The sequence below is a fragment of the Ralstonia mannitolilytica genome (genome assembly GCF_000954135.1).
In the GTDB taxonomy this organism is placed as follows: domain Bacteria; phylum Pseudomonadota; class Gammaproteobacteria; order Burkholderiales; family Burkholderiaceae; genus Ralstonia; species Ralstonia mannitolilytica.
The window spans coordinates 1,110,853-1,126,941 of record NZ_CP010799.1 but is presented as its reverse complement, the minus strand read 5'-3'; the positions used below and the strand labels follow the sequence as shown (position 1 = coordinate 1,126,941).

The 16,089-nt window shown below is 65.9% G+C and carries 14 protein-coding genes; all 14 read right to left on the bottom strand.

Annotated elements, in window-relative coordinates:
* Positions 1-43 precede the first annotated feature (43 nt).
* The 14 genes from TK49_RS05430 to TK49_RS05365 all read right to left on the bottom strand — a co-directional run bounded on the left by TK49_RS05430 (position 44) and on the right by TK49_RS05365 (position 16,024).
* A complete protein-coding gene (locus tag TK49_RS05430) occupies positions 44-1,831 on the bottom strand; it encodes an acyl-CoA dehydrogenase C-terminal domain-containing protein (protein WP_045785794.1) in 1,788 nt (595 codons plus the stop codon).
* 53 nt (positions 1,832-1,884) lie between these two features.
* Positions 1,885-2,475, bottom strand: coding sequence for a TetR/AcrR family transcriptional regulator (locus TK49_RS05425; protein ID WP_045787761.1), 591 nt, complete (start codon positions 2,473-2,475; stop codon positions 1,885-1,887).
* Positions 2,476-2,888: 413 nt separating this feature from the next.
* Positions 2,889-4,553 (bottom strand): acyl CoA:acetate/3-ketoacid CoA transferase, encoded by a 1,665-nt coding sequence (locus TK49_RS05420; protein WP_045785793.1) that lies wholly within the window; start codon positions 4,551-4,553, stop codon positions 2,889-2,891.
* Positions 4,554-4,593: 40 nt separating this feature from the next.
* Entirely contained in the window at positions 4,594-5,862 is a 1,269-nt protein-coding gene (gene clsB / locus TK49_RS05415) for a cardiolipin synthase ClsB (RefSeq protein WP_045785792.1), read from the bottom strand.
* Positions 5,859-6,605: an endonuclease/exonuclease/phosphatase family protein gene (locus TK49_RS05410; RefSeq protein ID WP_045785791.1), complete on the bottom strand. Its 747-nt coding sequence runs from the start codon at positions 6,603-6,605 to the stop codon at positions 5,859-5,861. Before TK49_RS05410 ends, clsB begins: the two co-directional genes overlap by 4 nt.
* Position 6,606: 1 nt before the next feature.
* Complete coding sequence (gene nudB / locus TK49_RS05405) at positions 6,607-7,092, bottom strand: dihydroneopterin triphosphate diphosphatase (RefSeq protein WP_045787760.1); 486 nt, start codon at positions 7,090-7,092, stop codon at positions 6,607-6,609.
* A 97-nt stretch (positions 7,093-7,189) separates the two neighbouring features.
* Positions 7,190-8,056, bottom strand: coding sequence for a hypothetical protein (locus TK49_RS05400; RefSeq protein WP_205624849.1), 867 nt, complete (start codon positions 8,054-8,056; stop codon positions 7,190-7,192).
* Between the two features lie 149 nt (positions 8,057-8,205).
* Positions 8,206-10,032, bottom strand: coding sequence for an aspartate--tRNA ligase (gene aspS, locus TK49_RS05395; protein ID WP_045787759.1), 1,827 nt, complete (start codon positions 10,030-10,032; stop codon positions 8,206-8,208).
* Between the two features lie 98 nt (positions 10,033-10,130).
* Positions 10,131-10,868, bottom strand: a complete 738-nt coding sequence (locus tag TK49_RS05390) for a DUF502 domain-containing protein (protein WP_045785789.1) — start codon at positions 10,866-10,868, stop codon at positions 10,131-10,133.
* Positions 10,869-10,899: 31 nt separating this feature from the next.
* On the bottom strand, positions 10,900-11,235 hold the full coding sequence (locus tag TK49_RS05385; RefSeq protein ID WP_045787758.1) for an FmdB family zinc ribbon protein: 336 nt from the start codon (positions 11,233-11,235) through the stop codon (positions 10,900-10,902).
* A 246-nt stretch (positions 11,236-11,481) separates the two neighbouring features.
* The gene (locus tag TK49_RS05380; protein WP_045785788.1) at positions 11,482-12,921 is read right to left on the bottom strand and encodes a high affinity choline transporter 1; all 1,440 of its coding nucleotides are present in this window, start codon (positions 12,919-12,921) and stop codon (positions 11,482-11,484) included.
* A gap of 222 nt (positions 12,922-13,143) precedes the next feature.
* Entirely contained in the window at positions 13,144-13,773 is a 630-nt protein-coding gene (locus tag TK49_RS05375) for a class I SAM-dependent methyltransferase (protein ID WP_045785787.1), read from the bottom strand.
* 20 nt (positions 13,774-13,793) lie between these two features.
* The gene (ubiB, locus tag TK49_RS05370; protein ID WP_045785786.1) at positions 13,794-15,371 is read right to left on the bottom strand and encodes a ubiquinone biosynthesis regulatory protein kinase UbiB; all 1,578 of its coding nucleotides are present in this window, start codon (positions 15,369-15,371) and stop codon (positions 13,794-13,796) included.
* Positions 15,368-16,024, bottom strand: coding sequence for a ubiquinone biosynthesis accessory factor UbiJ (locus TK49_RS05365; protein ID WP_045785785.1), 657 nt, complete (start codon positions 16,022-16,024; stop codon positions 15,368-15,370). Before TK49_RS05365 ends, ubiB begins: the two co-directional genes overlap by 4 nt.
* Positions 16,025-16,089 lie beyond the last annotated feature (65 nt).

Genomic DNA, 16,089 nt, shown 5'->3' with positions numbered 1-16,089 from the left:
CGGGGCGACGGTCTTTGTGCGTCGCCCCGGGTGAGTGCGCCTGTTAGAACAGGTCGGCTTCGAGCGCCATCAGCGTCGCGCCGCCGGCGCGCGCCATGCGGATCTGCGAAGCCGTCTCGGGCAGCAGCTTGGCAAAGTAGAAGCGCGCCGTCGCGAGCTTGGCCTTGTAGAACGTGTCGCCGGTGCCTTGCTTCTCCAGCGCGATTTTCGCCATGCGGGCCCAGAAGTACGCAAACACGAGATGGCCAACGACACGCAGGTACGGCACAGCAGCAGCGCCGACTTCGTCCGGGTTCGCCATGGCCTTCATGCCGATTTCCATGGTCAGCTTCTGGACCTTGTCGCCGATGTCGGCCAGCGGGTTGATGAATTCCTGCATGGCTTCGTTGGTGCCTTCGGCTTCGACGAAGTCCTGCACCATCTTGCCGAACTTCTTCATCTTGGCGCCCATGTCGCCGAGGATCTTGCGACCGAGCAGGTCCAGCGACTGCACGGTGTTCGTGCCTTCGTAGATCATGTTGATGCGGGCGTCGCGCACGTACTGCTCCATGCCCCACTCGGAGATGTAGCCGTGTCCACCAAAGACCTGCATGCCTTCGTTGGTGGAGATGAACGCGTTGTCGCTCAGAAACGCCTTGGCGATCGGGGTCAGCAGCGCGACGAGGTCGGCCGCGTCCTTGCGCACGGCTTCGTCCGGATGCGACAGCTCACGGTCGATCTGCAGCGCGATCCAGTAGCTGAACGCACGGCCGCCCTCGGCATAGGCGCGCTGGGTCAGCAGCATGCGGCGCACATCCGGGTGCACGATGATGGGGTCGGCCGGCTTGTCCGGTGCCTTCGGACCCGACAGGCTGCGCATCTGCAGGCGCTCCTTGGCGTACGCCACGGAGTTCTGGTAGGCCACTTCGGTCAGGCCCAGGCTCTGCATGCCGACCCCCAGGCGTGCGGCGTTCATCATCACGAACATGGCGTTCAGGCCCTTGTTCGGCTCGCCGACCATCCAGCCCTTGGCGCCATCGAGGTTGATGACACACGTGGCGTTGCCGTGGATGCCCATCTTGTGTTCGATGGAGCCGCACTTCACGGTGTTGCGCTCGCCCGGGTTGCCGTCGGCATCGGGAATGAACTTCGGCACCACGAACAGCGAGATGCCCTTGGTGCCGCCCGGCGCGTCCGGCAGGCGGGCCAGCACCAGATGGATGATGTTTTCCGACAGGTCATGCTCGCCTGCCGAGATGAAGATCTTCGTGCCGGTGATCGCGTACGAGCCATCGGCCAGCGGTTCGGCCTTGGTGCGCAGGATGCCGAGGTCGGTGCCGCAATGCGGCTCGGTCAGGCACATCGTGCCGGTCCACACACCCGACACCAGCTTGGGCAGGTAACGCTGCTTGAGCTCGTCGGTGCCGTGCGCATGCAGGGCTTCGTACGCGCCGTGCGACAGGCCCGGATACATCGTCCAGGCCTGGTTGGCCGAGTTCAGCATCTCGTACAGCGCATTGTTGATCAGGATCGGCAGGCCCTGGCCACCGTATTCCGGATCGCAGCCCAGCGCGGCCCAGCCGGCCTCCACGTACTGCTGATAGGCCTCCTTGAAGCCCTTTGGTGCGGTCACCACGCCGTCGCCGTGGTACGTGCAGCCTTCGCGGTCGCCGCTCTGGTTGAGCGGGAAGATGACTTCGGAGCAGAACTTGCCGGCTTCTTCGATCACCTGGTTGATGGTGTCGGCATCGATCTCCGCGTGCTGCGGCATCTCCTTCAGGTGGCCCTCGACGTCGAGAAGCTCGTGGAGGACAAACTGCATGTCGCGCAACGGTGCGGTGTATTGACCCATCTCTGGTGCTCCTTGGTGTGTGCCGCGCGACCCGCTAGGTGTGCGATGCCGCGTCAGGTTCGGTAAGACTGAATCAGTTTGTTGAGAGCCACCATGGCCAGTTCGGCGCTGTTGGGCAACCGCAGGAAACGCGCGTCGTGATGCAGGCCCAGTTCCAGGCCGTACATCTCGAAGAGCATCAGCTGCGGGTCCACTTCCGCACGCAGGTGGCCTTCTTCCTTTGCCTGCTCGATCGCGCGGGTCAGTGCCGCCCGCCAGATCGTCACGCTCTTGACGAGTTCGTCGCGTACCGGACTTTCGGCACGATCGTCGTACTCCACCGCGCCGCTGATGTAGATGCAGCCCGTGGTGACTTCCTGAATGCGGCGCTCCATCCAGCGTCGCACCATGCTCCACAGGCGCGGCAGACCGCGCGGTTCTTTCAAGCTGGGGTAGAAGACTTCCTGCTCGAACCGTTTGTGATACTCGCGAACCACTTCCACCTGCAGATCCTCGCGCGAGCCGAAGTGCGCGAACACCCCGCTCTTGCTCATCTGCATGCGCTCCGCGAGCACACCGATCGTCAATCCTTCCAGCCCGTCGCGCGAGGCCAATTCCAGCGCGGCATCGAGAATCGCCGCACGTGTCAGCTCGCCTTTACGCATCGGCGTGGTGACTGCGTGATTGGATTCGAGACGAGCGGTCGGGTGACGCATGATGATTTCTCTCCGTTCTTTTCTGGGGCCTGACACGCCGGAATACGCTGGCAGAGCCAGCGCCCTGCAGGGCGCCCTTCGCGTGCCGGGCAGGACTGTAAACCAGCCTGCGCAAACACTCTAGCCCAAAATCGAACGGTCGTTCAATTATTTACAGGGCCCTGTTGACCGGCAAGTGTTTTATTAGAAAGCGACATCTAAATGAAGATGCCGGCTGCGCGTCTTTCGCAGCGCAGCGTGGAGCTCGTAGACCCTTTGTCTGCAACGCTTTGCAGGATGTGCACCGCACCTGGAATAAACGTGCGGCGCAGCCTCTCCGAGTGATTTTCTAGTGCTACCCGTCAGTACATAAACGGCAGAAATCACGCCGATGCGGAGTTCGCGCACATCGGACCGCGGCGGAAAATACGGGCATCCATTTCACGCAGATCGGCCGCCACGGCAACGTCGGCCGCACATTGAGCAAGCACGTCCCGCTGCAGGTCGATGCCGGGGGCGATCTCGGTGAGGGTCAGCCGCCGGCCGCCGCGGCCGTCGTCGCGCATCTCGAACACCGCCCGCTCGGTGACGTAGCGTACCGGGATGCCCGAGCTGGCCGCGTACTCGCCGTTGAAGGTGAGGTGCGAGACGGCCGGCACAATCTTCTTGAGCCGTCCTTCGCGCACGATGCGCAGCTTGCCGTCTTCCGCCTCGACCTGCAGGCCGCCGGCGGTGAGCGTGCCCATGAATACCACCGAACGTGCGCTCTGCGTGATATTGATGAAGCCGCCGACGCCAGCAACGACGGTATCGCCGCCTTCGCCGAACAGGCTCACGTTGACGTTGCCGGCGCCATCGAGTTCGGCCAATCCGAGGATGGCGAGGTCGATGCCGCCGCCCTCATAGAAATCGAACTGCGCGGGCTGGTCGACCACCGCCTCGGGATACGCGGAGGCGCCGAAGCTCAGGCCATCCGCAGGCGTGCCGCCAATGGGGCCGGCTTCCACGGTGAGCGTGAAACCCCGCGCCCCTTCCTGCTCGGCCAGCGCACTGACGGCTGCCGGCATGCCCACACCCAGGTTCACCACACGCGGCTGCTGCGCCATGAGCTCCAGCACCGCGCGTCGCTGCACCAGCGTGCGGGCGTCGAGCGCGCCGTGCAGATTGGCCTGCAGCGCTTCGCTGGCTTCGAGGGCGTCTTCCTTGAGCTGGAGGGCCTCGCCTTGCCAGGGGCGGATGTACGTTGGGTTGAAGACCTCGCCGAAGGTCATCTGGTGCTCGGCTTCGTCTTCGGCAACCACCACGTAGTCTACGAGGATGCCGGGCACGTGGATCGCTTGCAGGTTGTCATGCCGATCCACCAGCCGGCGCACCTGCGCGATGACCATGCCGCCGGAGTTACGCGCCGCCTGCGCCATCGCCAGCAGCTCGTGGTGGAAGGCTTCTTCATGCGTGCTGATGTTGCCGCGCGGGTCGGCCGAGGTTCCGCGCAGGAAGACGCAGTCCAGGGGGAAGCTGGGGTAGAACAGGTAGTCTTCACCGCGAAAGCGCTCGTACTCGACCCACGAAGCGGTGCCCGCTGCCCGGGCCGCCTTCGCACGTGCATTGATGGCTGCGCCGTGATAGCGCGCGTCGAGCTCCGTGCGTGGGTCCACGAACGTGTGCAGTCCGATCTTGGTGAGGACGCCCGGCTTGCCGCCGGCGATGGCGCGGTACAGATGCGTGAGCACCCCCTGCGGCAGGTTGAACGCATCGCACTGCTCGGCGAGTGCCATGTCGGCCAGCCGCGTGGCGGAGCGCCAATGGCCGCCCACCACGCATCGCGTCATGCCCGGATTGCCGAAGTGGTTGACGCCGCGCGTGGCGCGATCGCCCTGCCCGGCGGAGTAAACCAACGTCAGATCGCGCGGCTCGCCGGTTGCCAGGAAACGACGTTCCAGCGCATGCGTGACGGCCTCGGCGTGGCCGGCGCCGACAAACCCCGCGCACGCGACCGTCCACCCAGGCTGCACCAGCCGGGCGGCTTCGTCGGCTGTGATGACTTGCATGTCTCCTCCGTCCTTGTTTGTTGTGTTGATGTCGGCGGCGCTAATACTGCGCCGCGCGCCCGCTGATGATGACGCCCAGCCGTACCACCTGGTAGGCGAACCAGTCGGCCAGGCGCCACCACCAGCGCCGCGCTGCGTGCGCGTCGGCCAGCACGCAGCGCCCGTGCTGCGCGATGGCCGCTTCGAGCGCGGCGCGCAACTCGTTGGCCACGGCGGCATCCCAGACCACCACGTTGGCCTCGCGCGCGAGCAGCAGGCTGAACGGGTCGATGTTGCTTGAGCCGACGGTCGCCCAGCGCTCGTCCACCACCGCCACCTTGGCGTGCAGGAAGCTGGCGGTGTATTCGTGGATCTCCACGCCGTCACGCAGCAGCATGTGATACAGCGAGCGCGTCGCGTAATGCTGCAGCCGGTATTCGACCTGGCCCTGCAGCAGCAGGCGCACGCGCACGCCCCTGTGCCGGCAGGCAGCCAGCGCGCGCATGAACCGCACGCCCGGCAGGAAATACGCGTTGGCGATGATCACCTCGTGCCGCGCCGTGCCCAGCGCGCGCAGGTATTCGCGCTCGATCGCGCGCCGGTTGCGCACGTTGTCGCGCAGGACCAGCGACGCCAGCACGCTGCCTGGCGCAGGTTCGCTCTCGCGACCGGATGCGCCACGATGACGGGGCCGCGGCGTATCGGTGATCAGCGGAAAATCGGCTGCCACGCCGGTCACGCCCACCTGCCGCATACCGGCGCGCACGCCCATCTGCCACCACAACCGGTCGGCCGTCAGCGCAATCTGCGCCACCAGCGGCCCGCGCACACGGACCGCAAAGTCATACCGCGGCCCCAGCGATGCATCGTCGAACGGCGCATGGTTGAGATCATCGATGATGTTGATCCCGCCGACGAACGCCACGTCGTCATCCACGACGGCGAGCTTGCGATGCAGGCGCCGCAGGTAGCGACGCTGCAGGCGAAAGCCGCGCACCGGCCGATAAACGCGCCACGTCACGCCCGCTGCGTCGAGCATCGCTGCGAGGTCGGGCGGCAGCGTTCCGGTTCCGAACCCGTCGATGGTCAAATGGACTTCGACGCCCCGCCGTGCAGCCCGCGCGAGCGCTTCTGTCACGCTGCGCCCGGCCGCATCGTCGGCGTAGATATACGTTTCGATCGCGACGCGGCGCGTGGCGCGATCGATCGCTTCGATCAGCGCGGGGAAGAATTCGCCGCCGCCGCACAGGAGGTCGACGTTGTTGCCCGGCAGGGGCTTACCCCGCCGCCATTCCGAACGCAGCGGCCCGGCATCATGCTGGCCCTTCATGGACGCGCCAGTTCTGCCAGCAGCGGCACGTGGTCGGAGCGCTGCGCCCATTCACGGCCGGTCAGCGCATGCGCGCGTTCGACCTCGAAGCCGCGCACGTAGATGCGGTCGAGCCGCAGCCAGGGCAGATGGCTGGGAAAGGTGCGCACGGGCCGCGCATCGGCGGCCTTGTCGGCCACTTCAACGGCGCCCAGGGCCTGGCAGATGACACGGTCGAGACGGTTGTTCCAGTCGTTGAAATCGCCTGCCACCACGAGCGGCGCTTCTTTCGGCACCACGGCGCGCACGCGTTCGATCAGCGCCTCGGCCTGGCGCTGGCGGCTGCGTGCAAACAGGCCGAAGTGCGCGCACAGCAGATGCACGTCACCGAAGCCGAGATCGGTGACGGCGTGCAGCAGCCCGCGCTGCTCGAAGCGGTGGTCCGAGATGTCGAGGTTCTCCGACAGCAGGATCGGAAAGCGCGACAGGATGGCATTGCCGTGGTGCCCATACTCATACACGGCATTGCGGCCGTAGACCGTGTGCGGATACACATCGGTCGCGAGGTAGCGCAGCTGCGTGTAATTCGGGTCGAACAGTTCGGCGGCGACGAGGCGGTCGTTGCGGTCCTGCACTTCCTGCAGGAAGACGATGTCGGCGTCCATGGTGTGCAGGCCCTGCCGCACGTCATGCACGCGCACGCGGCGCGCGATGCCTGTCACGCCTTTGTGGATGTTGTAGGTGGCGACGCGCAGACGCAGCATGTCACACCTGATCTTTGACGAGCGCGGCCCGCCGCGCGGTGTAGGCAGCCAGCCGTTCCGGAAGCTGAAGGATGGCCTCGGCGTTGCTGCGCGAGAAGCAGCGCGCGGCGGCGTCTTCGTAGGGCAGCCATTCGGCCTGCAGGTGCTCACGCGGCGAGAGCCGGACCGGCACCTTCCCGCTCACCAGCAGCCCGAACCAATGCTCGGTATTGCGCGTGACGCCCGGCGCGTAGCGGTGCCGCCAGTGCGGGTAGATCTCGTATTCGATGTGGTGGCCCCAGTCGATCAGATGGTGCCCGGCCGCATCGATGCCGGTTTCCTCCAGCACCTCGCGGCGGGCGGTCTCGGCCAGGGGCTCGTCCAGCGCGTCGCAGCTGCCGGTGACCGACTGCCAGAAGCCCGGGTGGTCCGCCCGCTCCATCACCAACACATGCAGGTCGGGCGTGTGGATGACGACGAGGACGGAAACGGGAATCTTGTGCGGCATGTCAGGGGCGTTGCGGTGCACGGCGCGAACGCGCCGCAGGGCCATAGCTTACCGCAGCCAGAAGCGTGCCACCCTGACGGTCAGCGCGCCGTGGCAATCAGGCGGCTGACGAAGGGCCTTGGCCGGCACGTGCCCTGGCCAGCCACAATGCCGTGTCGTCCGCCGCGGTTTCGTGGCCAAGCTCGCGGCGTGCCGCGGCCAGCAGCGGATCGAGGGCCGCCGCGTAGTCTTCCGCGGCCCGCTGCGACTGGGCCCACAGCGCCTGGGCGCGGTCGGCAAGCTGTTGCCGCAGCGCGGCAAGCTGCGCGGTGAGCTCACGCTCGCGATTGCCCAGCACGTTGAACTTCTGGATAAGGAAACGCTGCACGTCGGTCTGTTCCGATTGCGCATTGGCCTGCTCGAAGCGCTCCACGATCACGGATGTTTCACGTTCGATACGATGCAGCTCGCCGGTGCCGTTGCGCTCGGCGGTTTCCAGCGCCTGGACGGCACGGCGCTCGGCGAGCAGGGCGCGCGCATGGTCGGCAAACCGCCGTTCGACGGCGAGGTAGGCCTCGGCCAGCGGCCGCGGCGTGTCGTACACCATCGGATGCACAGGCGAATCGGGTGCGACGGCGGGCAGCGCCGTATCGGGCAGGCGAAGATTGGCGACGGCATGCAGCCACTGCATGCGCTCGGCGGATTGAAGGCTCAAGGCCCGCATCGCCTGTGCCAGCGCCGTGGAAGGGCCGGAGGGCATCGTGCTGGCCGGATGTGCGCCCTGCGCCGCTGCAGCAATGTCGGGGACACATGCGGCGACGGTCGTGGCGACAGCCTCGGTCATCGCCATGGCAGCGCGACGTGTGGCGCGGCGCAGTTCGACCCAGGCCAGCGTCATCATCACGAGTGCGGCTACCAGCCAGGTGAGCAGAAGTTCAGCATGCGCGGCCGCCCATACGCGCACAAAATCGACGAATTCCATCAGAACGGTCTCCTTTCGTTGTCACCCCGCGTGACTGCAACAAAAAGAGTGCGTTCAGCATGCAATGTTCCCGCGTCGGCACCGCACAAAGAACGAACCGCGCCGCCCTTGCGGGCTGGCGCGGTTGCCTTGAGGTGAAAGCCCGCGGGCAGTCAGGCGGTCGTTGCGGCCGTCGGCGCAGCCACCTTGCCCTCGGCGGCACGCAGGCGGATGTGCAGTTCGCGCAGTTGCTTCTCGTCGACCGGGCTCGGGGCCTGCGTGAGCAGATCCTGCGCACGCTGCGTCTTCGGGAAGGCAATGACATCGCGGATCGAATCGGCGCCGGCCATCATCGTGACGATGCGGTCCAGGCCGAACGCGATGCCACCATGCGGAGGCGCGCCATATTGCAGCGCATCCAGCAGGAAGCCAAACTTGGCACGCGCCTCTTCCTCGCCGATCTTCAGGGCACGGAAGACCTTGCTCTGGACTTCCTCCTGGAAGATCCGCACCGAGCCGCCACCGATTTCCCAGCCGTTGAGGACCATGTCGTAGGCCTTGGCCAGGCACTTGCCCGGATCGGTCTCGAGGTATTCGAGATGCTCGTCCTTCGGGCTCGTGAACGGATGGTGCATCGCCACCCAGCGCGCGTCCTCCTCGTCGTACTCGAACATCGGGAAGTCCACCACCCACAGCGGCTTCCAGGCGTCTTCGAACAGGCCGTTGCTCTTGCCGAACTCCGAGTGGCCGATCTTCAGGCGCAGCGCGCCCATGGCGTCGTTGACGACCTTGGCACGATCGGCACCGAAGAACAGGATGTCGCCATCCTGTGCGCCGCTGCGCTTCACGATCTCGGCGATGGCGGCGTCGTGCAGGTTCTTCACGATCGGCGATTGCAGGCCGTCGCGGCCCTTAGCCACTTCGTTGACCTTGATCCAGGCCAAGCCCTTGGCACCGTAGATTTCGACGAACTTGGTGTACGCGTCGATATCGCCGCGCGACAGCGAAGCACCGCCCGGCACGCGCAGTGCGACCACGCGGCCGCCTTCAGCGTTGGCCGGGCCGGAGAACACCTTGAAGTCGACGTCCTTCATGGCGTCGGTCAGCTCGGTGAATTCCAGCTTGACGCGCAGGTCCGGCTTGTCCGAGCCGAAACGGGCCATCGCCTCGCGGAACTCCATCACCGGGAACTTGGCGTCCAGCTCGACCGACATGGTGTTCTTGAACACCGTGCGGATCATCTCCTCGAACAGGTCGCGGATTTCCTGCTCGCCCAGGAACGAGGTCTCGCAGTCGATCTGGGTGAACTCGGGCTGGCGGTCGGCACGCAGGTCTTCGTCGCGGAAGCACTTGGTGATCTGGTAGTAGCGGTCGAAGCCCGACACCATCAGCATCTGCTTGAACAGCTGCGGTGACTGCGGCAGCGCAAAGAACTGACCGGCGTTCACACGCGAGGGCACGAGGTAATCGCGCGCGCCTTCGGGCGTGCTCTTGGTGAGCATCGGCGTTTCGATGTCGATGAAACCCTGCGCATCGAGGTACTTGCGCACTTCCATCGCGACCTTGTAGCGCAGGCGCAGGTTGTACTGCATCTGCGGGCGGCGCAGATCCAGGACGCGGTGCGTCAGGCGCGTGGTTTCCGACAGGTTGTCGTCGTCGAGCTGGAACGGCGGCGTGACGGAGGCATTCAGCACCGTCAGTTCATGGCACAGCACCTCCACCTTGCCGCTGGCCAGGTTGGCGTTCGTGGTGCCTTCCGGGCGGGCGCGCACGACCCCCTTCACCTGCAGGCAGAACTCGTTGCGCACGCCTTCGGCCACCTTGAACATCTCGGGGCGGTCCGGGTCGCAGACGATCTGGACCAGGCCTTCACGGTCGCGCAGGTCGATGAAGATCACCCCGCCGTGGTCGCGGCGGCGGTGCGCCCAGCCCGAGAGCGTGACGCTCTGGCCGAGCAGTTGTTCGGTGACCTGACCGCAGTATTGAGTACGCATTTGCATGTTGTGGTTTTCCGCGAAGCGCGCCGCCAACAGAGCGTCGCGCGTGAAAAGTTGAGGAAGGCTGGCAGGGTGATGCGCGCTGCCGGCCGAATACGTGATCAAGGGGCTGAGACGGCGCCGCCGGCATCGGGCAGCGCGGTCGGATTCGAGGGGTCGCGCGGCGATGCTGCCGGCGACCGGTCCTCCGTCTGTTGAGAGGCATCGGGCGGGTCCATGCGGCGCGGCAACGCTTCAGGCGCCACCACACCCATCGACACGATGTACTTGAGCGCCGCATCCACCGTCATGTCCAGCTCGATGGTATCGGCCTTGGGCATCATCAGGAAGAAGCCCGACGTCGGGTTCGGCGTGGTCGGCACATACACGCTGACGTACTCGCCTTGCAGGTGGTTTTCAACATCCCCGCCAGGGCGGCCGGTCAGAAAGGCGATCGTCCAAGACCCTTCGCGCGGGTACTGCACCAGCAGCGCCTTGCGGAACGCATTGCCGTTGGACGACAGCAGCGTGTCGGACACCTGCTTCACGCTCGAATAGATCGGGCCGACCACCGGAATGCGGCCCACCAGCGCTTCCCACCACGTCACCAGCTTCTGGCCGATGAAATTGTGCGCTGCCACACCGACGATCAGGATGAACGCCAGGGTGAGGATCGCGCCCACACCGGGGATACGCCGGCCGAACAGCTGATCGGGCTGCCAGGCCGACGGCAGCAGCGCCAGGCTCTGGTCCATCGTGCCGATGATGAGTGACAACACCCACAGCGTGATCGCAAGCGGGACGAGCACCAGAAGACCGGTCAGGAACCACGTCTTGAGTGCGCTGGTTTTTTGTTTCATGGAGTGGCGGGCCGAGAGATGAGCGACGCGTTCAGTGGCACGCGCACGACGTGCCGCAACCGCCGGAGGCCGCCGGGGCGGCGCTGGCAGCCGACGACGCACTCTCCGACGAAGCCGCCGGCGCGGCGGCAGACGCTGCGGCGTCCGTCTTGGCGCCCGTGCCGGCGGCCGACGTGCCGCCCGAACCGCCGCGGAAATCAGTTACATACCAGCCCGAACCCTTGAGCTGGAAGCCCGCGGCAGTCAGCTGCTTCTTGAATGCCGGCGCACCGCAGGCGGGGCAATCGGTGAGCGGCGCGTCGCTCATCTTCTGCAGCACATCCTTGGCGTGGCCGCAGGCGTCGCATCGATAAGCATAGATCGGCATGGTGTCCTCACCCTGAAACAAACGAAGTCGAGAAAGCGATTGGAGAATATGCCTGCGCAACGCACGAACACGGCGCGGAACGCGCACAGGCTCGCGGAAGATCAGGGCAGACGCGCCGATTGCAAGTACCGGCGCGCAAAGCCTTGAATTATAAACCCTTTCGAGGAAATTCCCGACCGCCCATGCAGAACCGGCGATGGCCACGCGCCATAAAGTGGCACACCGTACACGCCGCGTGCAACCGCCTCAGCTTTGCGTGGCCGCGTTGGTGGTCGGAGCGCGATTCTCGATCCACTGCGGGCCCAGCGAGCCGAGGATCATGGCGCTCAGGCTGGCCAGCAAGCCGACCAACTGTGGCGGAAGCGCCGCATCCGGATGGAACACCTCGCATCCGATCCAGACCGCCAGACCGACGACGATGGCTAGCAGGCCGCCCTGCTTCGTCGCGCGCTTCCAGAACAGGCCGAAGGCCAGTGGCACGAACGCCGCCACCAGTGTGACCTTGTAGGCGCTCTCGACCATATGGAAGATCGACAGGTGCGAATTCAGCGCAAAGAGCGTCACCAGGACGGTGAACGTGAGGACCACGGCCTGCATCACGCGCAGGAAGCGCTTGTCCTCCATGTTCGGGAGCAGCGGGCGCAGCACGTTTTCGGCGAATGTGACCGACGGTGCAAGCAGCGTCGCGCTCGCGCAGCTCTTGATGGCCGAGAGCAGCGCACCGAAGAACATCACCTGCGCAAATACAGGCGCATGCTGCAGCACCAGGTTGGGCAGGATCAGCTGCGAGTCCTTTTCGATGTACTGCTTGACCATCTCGGGGTCGATCAGCGTGGCCGAGTACGCCAGGAACATCGGCACGAACGCGAACATGAAATACAGCACGCCGCCCAGCACCGAAGCGGCTCCGGCAATGCGCTCCGTGCGCGAGGACGTGACGCGCTGGAACACGTCCTGCTGCGGGATCGAGCCGAGCATCATGGTGATCCACGCCGTTGCAAACCCGATGATCTCGATGGGATTGAGCGATGGCCAGAAGGAGAACTTGCCCGAAGCCGCCGCGTGCGCCACCACGGTGCCGACGCCGCCGGCCTGGCCCGACACTTCCCAGCCGATGTACAGCATGCCGATCACGATGATGATCATCTGGATGAAGTCAGTCACCGCCACCGACCACATGCCGCCGAACAACGTGTACACCAGCACGCTGCCCGCGCCGATCATCATGCCCAGCTCCTGCGAGACCGCGCCGTCCGACACCGTATAGAACACCAGGCCGAGCGCCTTGATCTGCGCCGCCACCCAGCCCAGGTACGACACGACAATGCACAGGGTGGTGAGCGTCTCTGCCAGGCGCCCAAAGCGGTTGCGGTAGAAGTCGCCAATGGTGAGCAGGTTCATCCGGTACAGCGGCTTGGCAAAGAACAAGCCCACCAGCACCAGGCACAGCGATGAACCGAACGGGTCCGCCACCACGCCATGGAGGCCGTCCTTGAGGAACTCTGCGGGGATGCCCAGCACGGCTTCGGAACCGAACCAGGTAGCGAACACCGTGGCGGTCACGACATAGAACGGCAGACTGCGTCCGGCCACGGCAAAGTCGGCGGTATTGCGCACGCGCAGCGCGGCCCATAGGCCGATCCCGACCGAAATCACCCAGTAAATAATGACAAACCAGATCAGCATGGCACGCGCGAAAGAGGCTGGAAATCCCATCGGCGGCCAGGGGCGCCGGGCGAAATGGCGGGATTATAGCGATGGGACTGTGCGCCGGGGCATTGGTGCGACCACGAATGCCGGCGTTTTGCTGTTTTTTTACGCAGGGCCCCGCGACGGGCGGCGGCAGGCTTTTTTCGGACCGGCGCCTATGTTGCTTTGCACCAACAGCCAGGCCCGCCGCGTTGCCGTTCAGTCGGCGCGGCGCCGCCAGACCTGCCAGCGCTCACGGCCCGCAAAGACCGGAATCGACTCGGTTTCGGCGATCGGCGTGTCGCTGATGCGTTCGAAGCTCGGCGAGAGCAGCGCGTCCAGTTCGGGCTGCGTGGTCTCGAACGGCGGCCCCTTGGGCACGGCCTCCCTGCCCTCGACCACGGCAAAAAACCCGGCCAGCAAGCCGCCTGGCGGCAGAAGCGCTGCGACCTGCGCGGCGTAGCCGGGCCAGAGCCGGCGCGGCATGGCGCACAGAAACGCGCGTTCGTAAATCCACTGCACCGGACGGCGCGGCGCAAAGCGGAAGAAATCGCCCAGCTCCACCACATCGGCGTGCGGGCCGAGGATGGCCTGGGCGGACGCCACGGCACTCGGTGCAAAATCAATCGCGGTGACCGGCCAGCCGCGCTCGGCGAGCCACCCGGCCTCGTAGGCATTGCCGCAACCGGGAATCAGCGTAGAAAGCGGCGTGGGCTGCGCCTCGCAAAATTGCCGAAACGCGTTTGGCACGCCGCGGGCGTCCCAGGGCGTGTGCTCGCGGCTGAAGCGCTCGTCCCAGAAGGCCGGGTCGGCGGCGTCGCGGGTTTGGAAGACGGGCGGTTCAGCCATGGCAGCGCGAGGATCAGGGATCAATGCCGGGCCAGCCACGCCAACACGTGCGTGGCGATGATGCCGACGGCAAAACCGCCGACGAACAGCAGCGCCGCCGACAGCAAGCGATTGGTGCGCCGCTGTTCGGCCAGCAGCGCAGTCAGCGCCGCCGTCTGCGCATGGCCGTCGTCGCGCGCGTGGCGATCCAGGATCTGGTGCATCAGGCGCGGGAAGTCGGGCAGCTTGTTGGCCCACTGTGGTGCTTCCACCTTCAGGCGGTCGACAAAGCCGCGCCAGCCGACCTGCTCGTGCATCCAGCGTTCGAGGAAGGGCTTGGCGGTCTTCCACAGGTCGAGATCCGGATCGAGCTGGCGGCCGAGGCCTTCCACGTTGAGCAGCGTCTTCTGCAGCAGGACGAGCTGCGGCTGCACCTCCACGTTGAAGCGGCGCGAGGTCTGGAACAAACGCATCAGCACGAGGCCCAGCGAGATCTCGCCGAGCGGCCGGTCGAAATACGGCTCGCAGCACGCGCGGATGGCGCCTTCCAGTTCCTCGACGCGGGTCTCTTCCGGCGCCCAGCCTGACTCGATGTGCAGCACCGCGACGCGATGGTAGTCGCGCTGGAAGAACGCCAGGAAGTTCTGGGCGAGGTAGTTCTTGTCGAACTCCGACAACGCGCCGACGATGCCGAAATCCAGCGCGATATAGCGACCCAGCGTCTCGGGCGCCACACTCACGAGGATGTTGCCGGGGTGCATGTCGGCGTGGAAGAAACCGTCGCGGAAGACCTGCGTGAAGAAGATCTCCACGCCGTCGCGCGCGAGCTTGTGCATGTCCACGCCGGCCGCGCGCAGCTCTTCGGTGTGCGAAATGCGCACGCCGTGCATGCGCTCCATCACAAAGACTTCCGACGTGCACCAGTCCCAGAACACCTCGGGCACCAGCAGCAGATCCGACTTGGCGAAGTTGCGGCGCAGCTGGCTGGCGTTGGCCGCCTCGCGCATCAGGTCCAGCTCGTCGTGCAGGTACTTGTCGAACTCGGCGACGACCTCGCGTGGCTTGAGGCGCTTGGCGTCGGCCCACAGTTTTTCCATCCACGTGGCCAGGTCCCGCATGAGGGCGAGATCGCTGTCGATGACCGGCAACATGCCCGGGCGCAACACCTTGACGGCGACCTCCCGGCCATCGCACGGGCCACCGCGCAACGTCGCGAAATGCACCTGCGCAATCGATGCGCTTGCCACCGGATGATGGTCAAAGCGATGGAACAGCGCCGACAGCGGTTTGCCCAGCGACTTCTCGACGATGGCCGCCGCCACCTTGGGGTCGAACGGCGGCACGCGGTCCTGCAGCTTGGCCAGTTCGTCGGCCACATCGGGCGGCAGCAAGTCACGCCGCGTCGACAGCACCTGCCCGAACTTCACGAAGATCGGACCGAGCTGCTCGAGCGCCAGCCGCAGACGCTCGCCACGCGGGCGCTTCGGCTTGCGGCCGAGCGTCAGCAGCCAGACCAGCGCGCGGATGCGACGGCTCTTGAAACCCGACAGTGCGAGCTGATCCAGCCCGTAGTACAGGATGACGAAGACGATCTTGCCCAGCCGAAGGAGACGCGTCATGCCAATTCACCCCGACGTCGCATCTCGGCTGCGGGGCGCGAACGTGCCTCGAGCCGTTCCAGGCGCTTGGCGAGCCGCGCCTCGGCATCGCGCAGCGCGGCCACGTCGGCGGCAAACTGCGCCAGGCGCGCGTGTCGGACGAGCGTGGGTCGCTCATCGGTCAGGTACGACGCAACCGATTCCGCCAACGAACGGCCGACGCGGGCGGCCTCGATGCGCGCAGCCTGGGCACCGCTCACCATGCGCTGCGCGATCACGTCGCCGAAGACGCGCGACAGATCTTCCGCCGCATCCCAGCGCAGGTTTCGCAGCAGCGTCGAGAGCGCGTTGGCGAACTCCGCTTCACCGTCGATGCGCACATGCTTGAGCACAGCTGCCTGGCCGCCGGTGGCGTAATCGCTGGCCGCGGCTGCAAGCGGCACCACCACCGTCACGGCGGGTTCGACATCGGCCGCCGGCGCGATCACCAGGCCGGCCGCGTCCACCTGCAGCGTGATCGACAGGGGCGCCAGATCAAACTGGGCCGCGCGGCCCGCAAACGGCCGTAGCATCTCCTGGGCCCAAGGCTCCTGACGCAGCAGGTGATTGAGCGCAAGCAGCAACGGCTGCATCAGCACGGACGGAAACGGAGACGAGGAGGCTGTCGATGACATGCAGTGGTGAAACGCAGGAAGCGGGCTAGCCGACGGGCAGCAAAAAGGGCCCGAACCGGTCGGTC

Bases quoted from the DNA above. Each gene is read 5' to 3' on its own strand.
- TK49_RS05430 (WP_045785794.1), bottom strand. From the start codon at position 1,831: ATGGGTCAATACACCGCACCGTTGCGCGACATGCAGTTTGTCCTCCAC.
- TK49_RS05425 (WP_045787761.1), bottom strand. From the start codon at position 2,475: ATGCGTAAAGGCGAGCTGACACGTGCGGCGATTCTCGATGCCGCGCTG.
- TK49_RS05420 (WP_045785793.1), bottom strand. From the start codon at position 4,553: ATGCAAGTCATCACAGCCGACGAAGCCGCCCGGCTGGTGCAGCCTGGG.
- clsB (WP_045785792.1), bottom strand. From the start codon at position 5,862: ATGAAGGGCCAGCATGATGCCGGGCCGCTGCGTTCGGAATGGCGGCGG.
- TK49_RS05410 (WP_045785791.1), bottom strand. From the start codon at position 6,605: ATGCTGCGTCTGCGCGTCGCCACCTACAACATCCACAAAGGCGTGACA.
- nudB (WP_045787760.1), bottom strand. From the start codon at position 7,092: ATGCCGCACAAGATTCCCGTTTCCGTCCTCGTCGTCATCCACACGCCC.
- aspS (WP_045787759.1), bottom strand. From the start codon at position 10,032: ATGCAAATGCGTACTCAATACTGCGGTCAGGTCACCGAACAACTGCTC.
- TK49_RS05390 (WP_045785789.1), bottom strand. From the start codon at position 10,868: ATGAAACAAAAAACCAGCGCACTCAAGACGTGGTTCCTGACCGGTCTT.
- TK49_RS05385 (WP_045787758.1), bottom strand. From the start codon at position 11,235: ATGCCGATCTATGCTTATCGATGCGACGCCTGCGGCCACGCCAAGGAT.
- TK49_RS05380 (WP_045785788.1), bottom strand. From the start codon at position 12,921: ATGCTGATCTGGTTTGTCATTATTTACTGGGTGATTTCGGTCGGGATC.
- TK49_RS05375 (WP_045785787.1), bottom strand. From the start codon at position 13,773: ATGGCTGAACCGCCCGTCTTCCAAACCCGCGACGCCGCCGACCCGGCC.
- ubiB (WP_045785786.1), bottom strand. From the start codon at position 15,371: ATGACGCGTCTCCTTCGGCTGGGCAAGATCGTCTTCGTCATCCTGTAC.
- TK49_RS05365 (WP_045785785.1), bottom strand. From the start codon at position 16,024: ATGTCATCGACAGCCTCCTCGTCTCCGTTTCCGTCCGTGCTGATGCAG.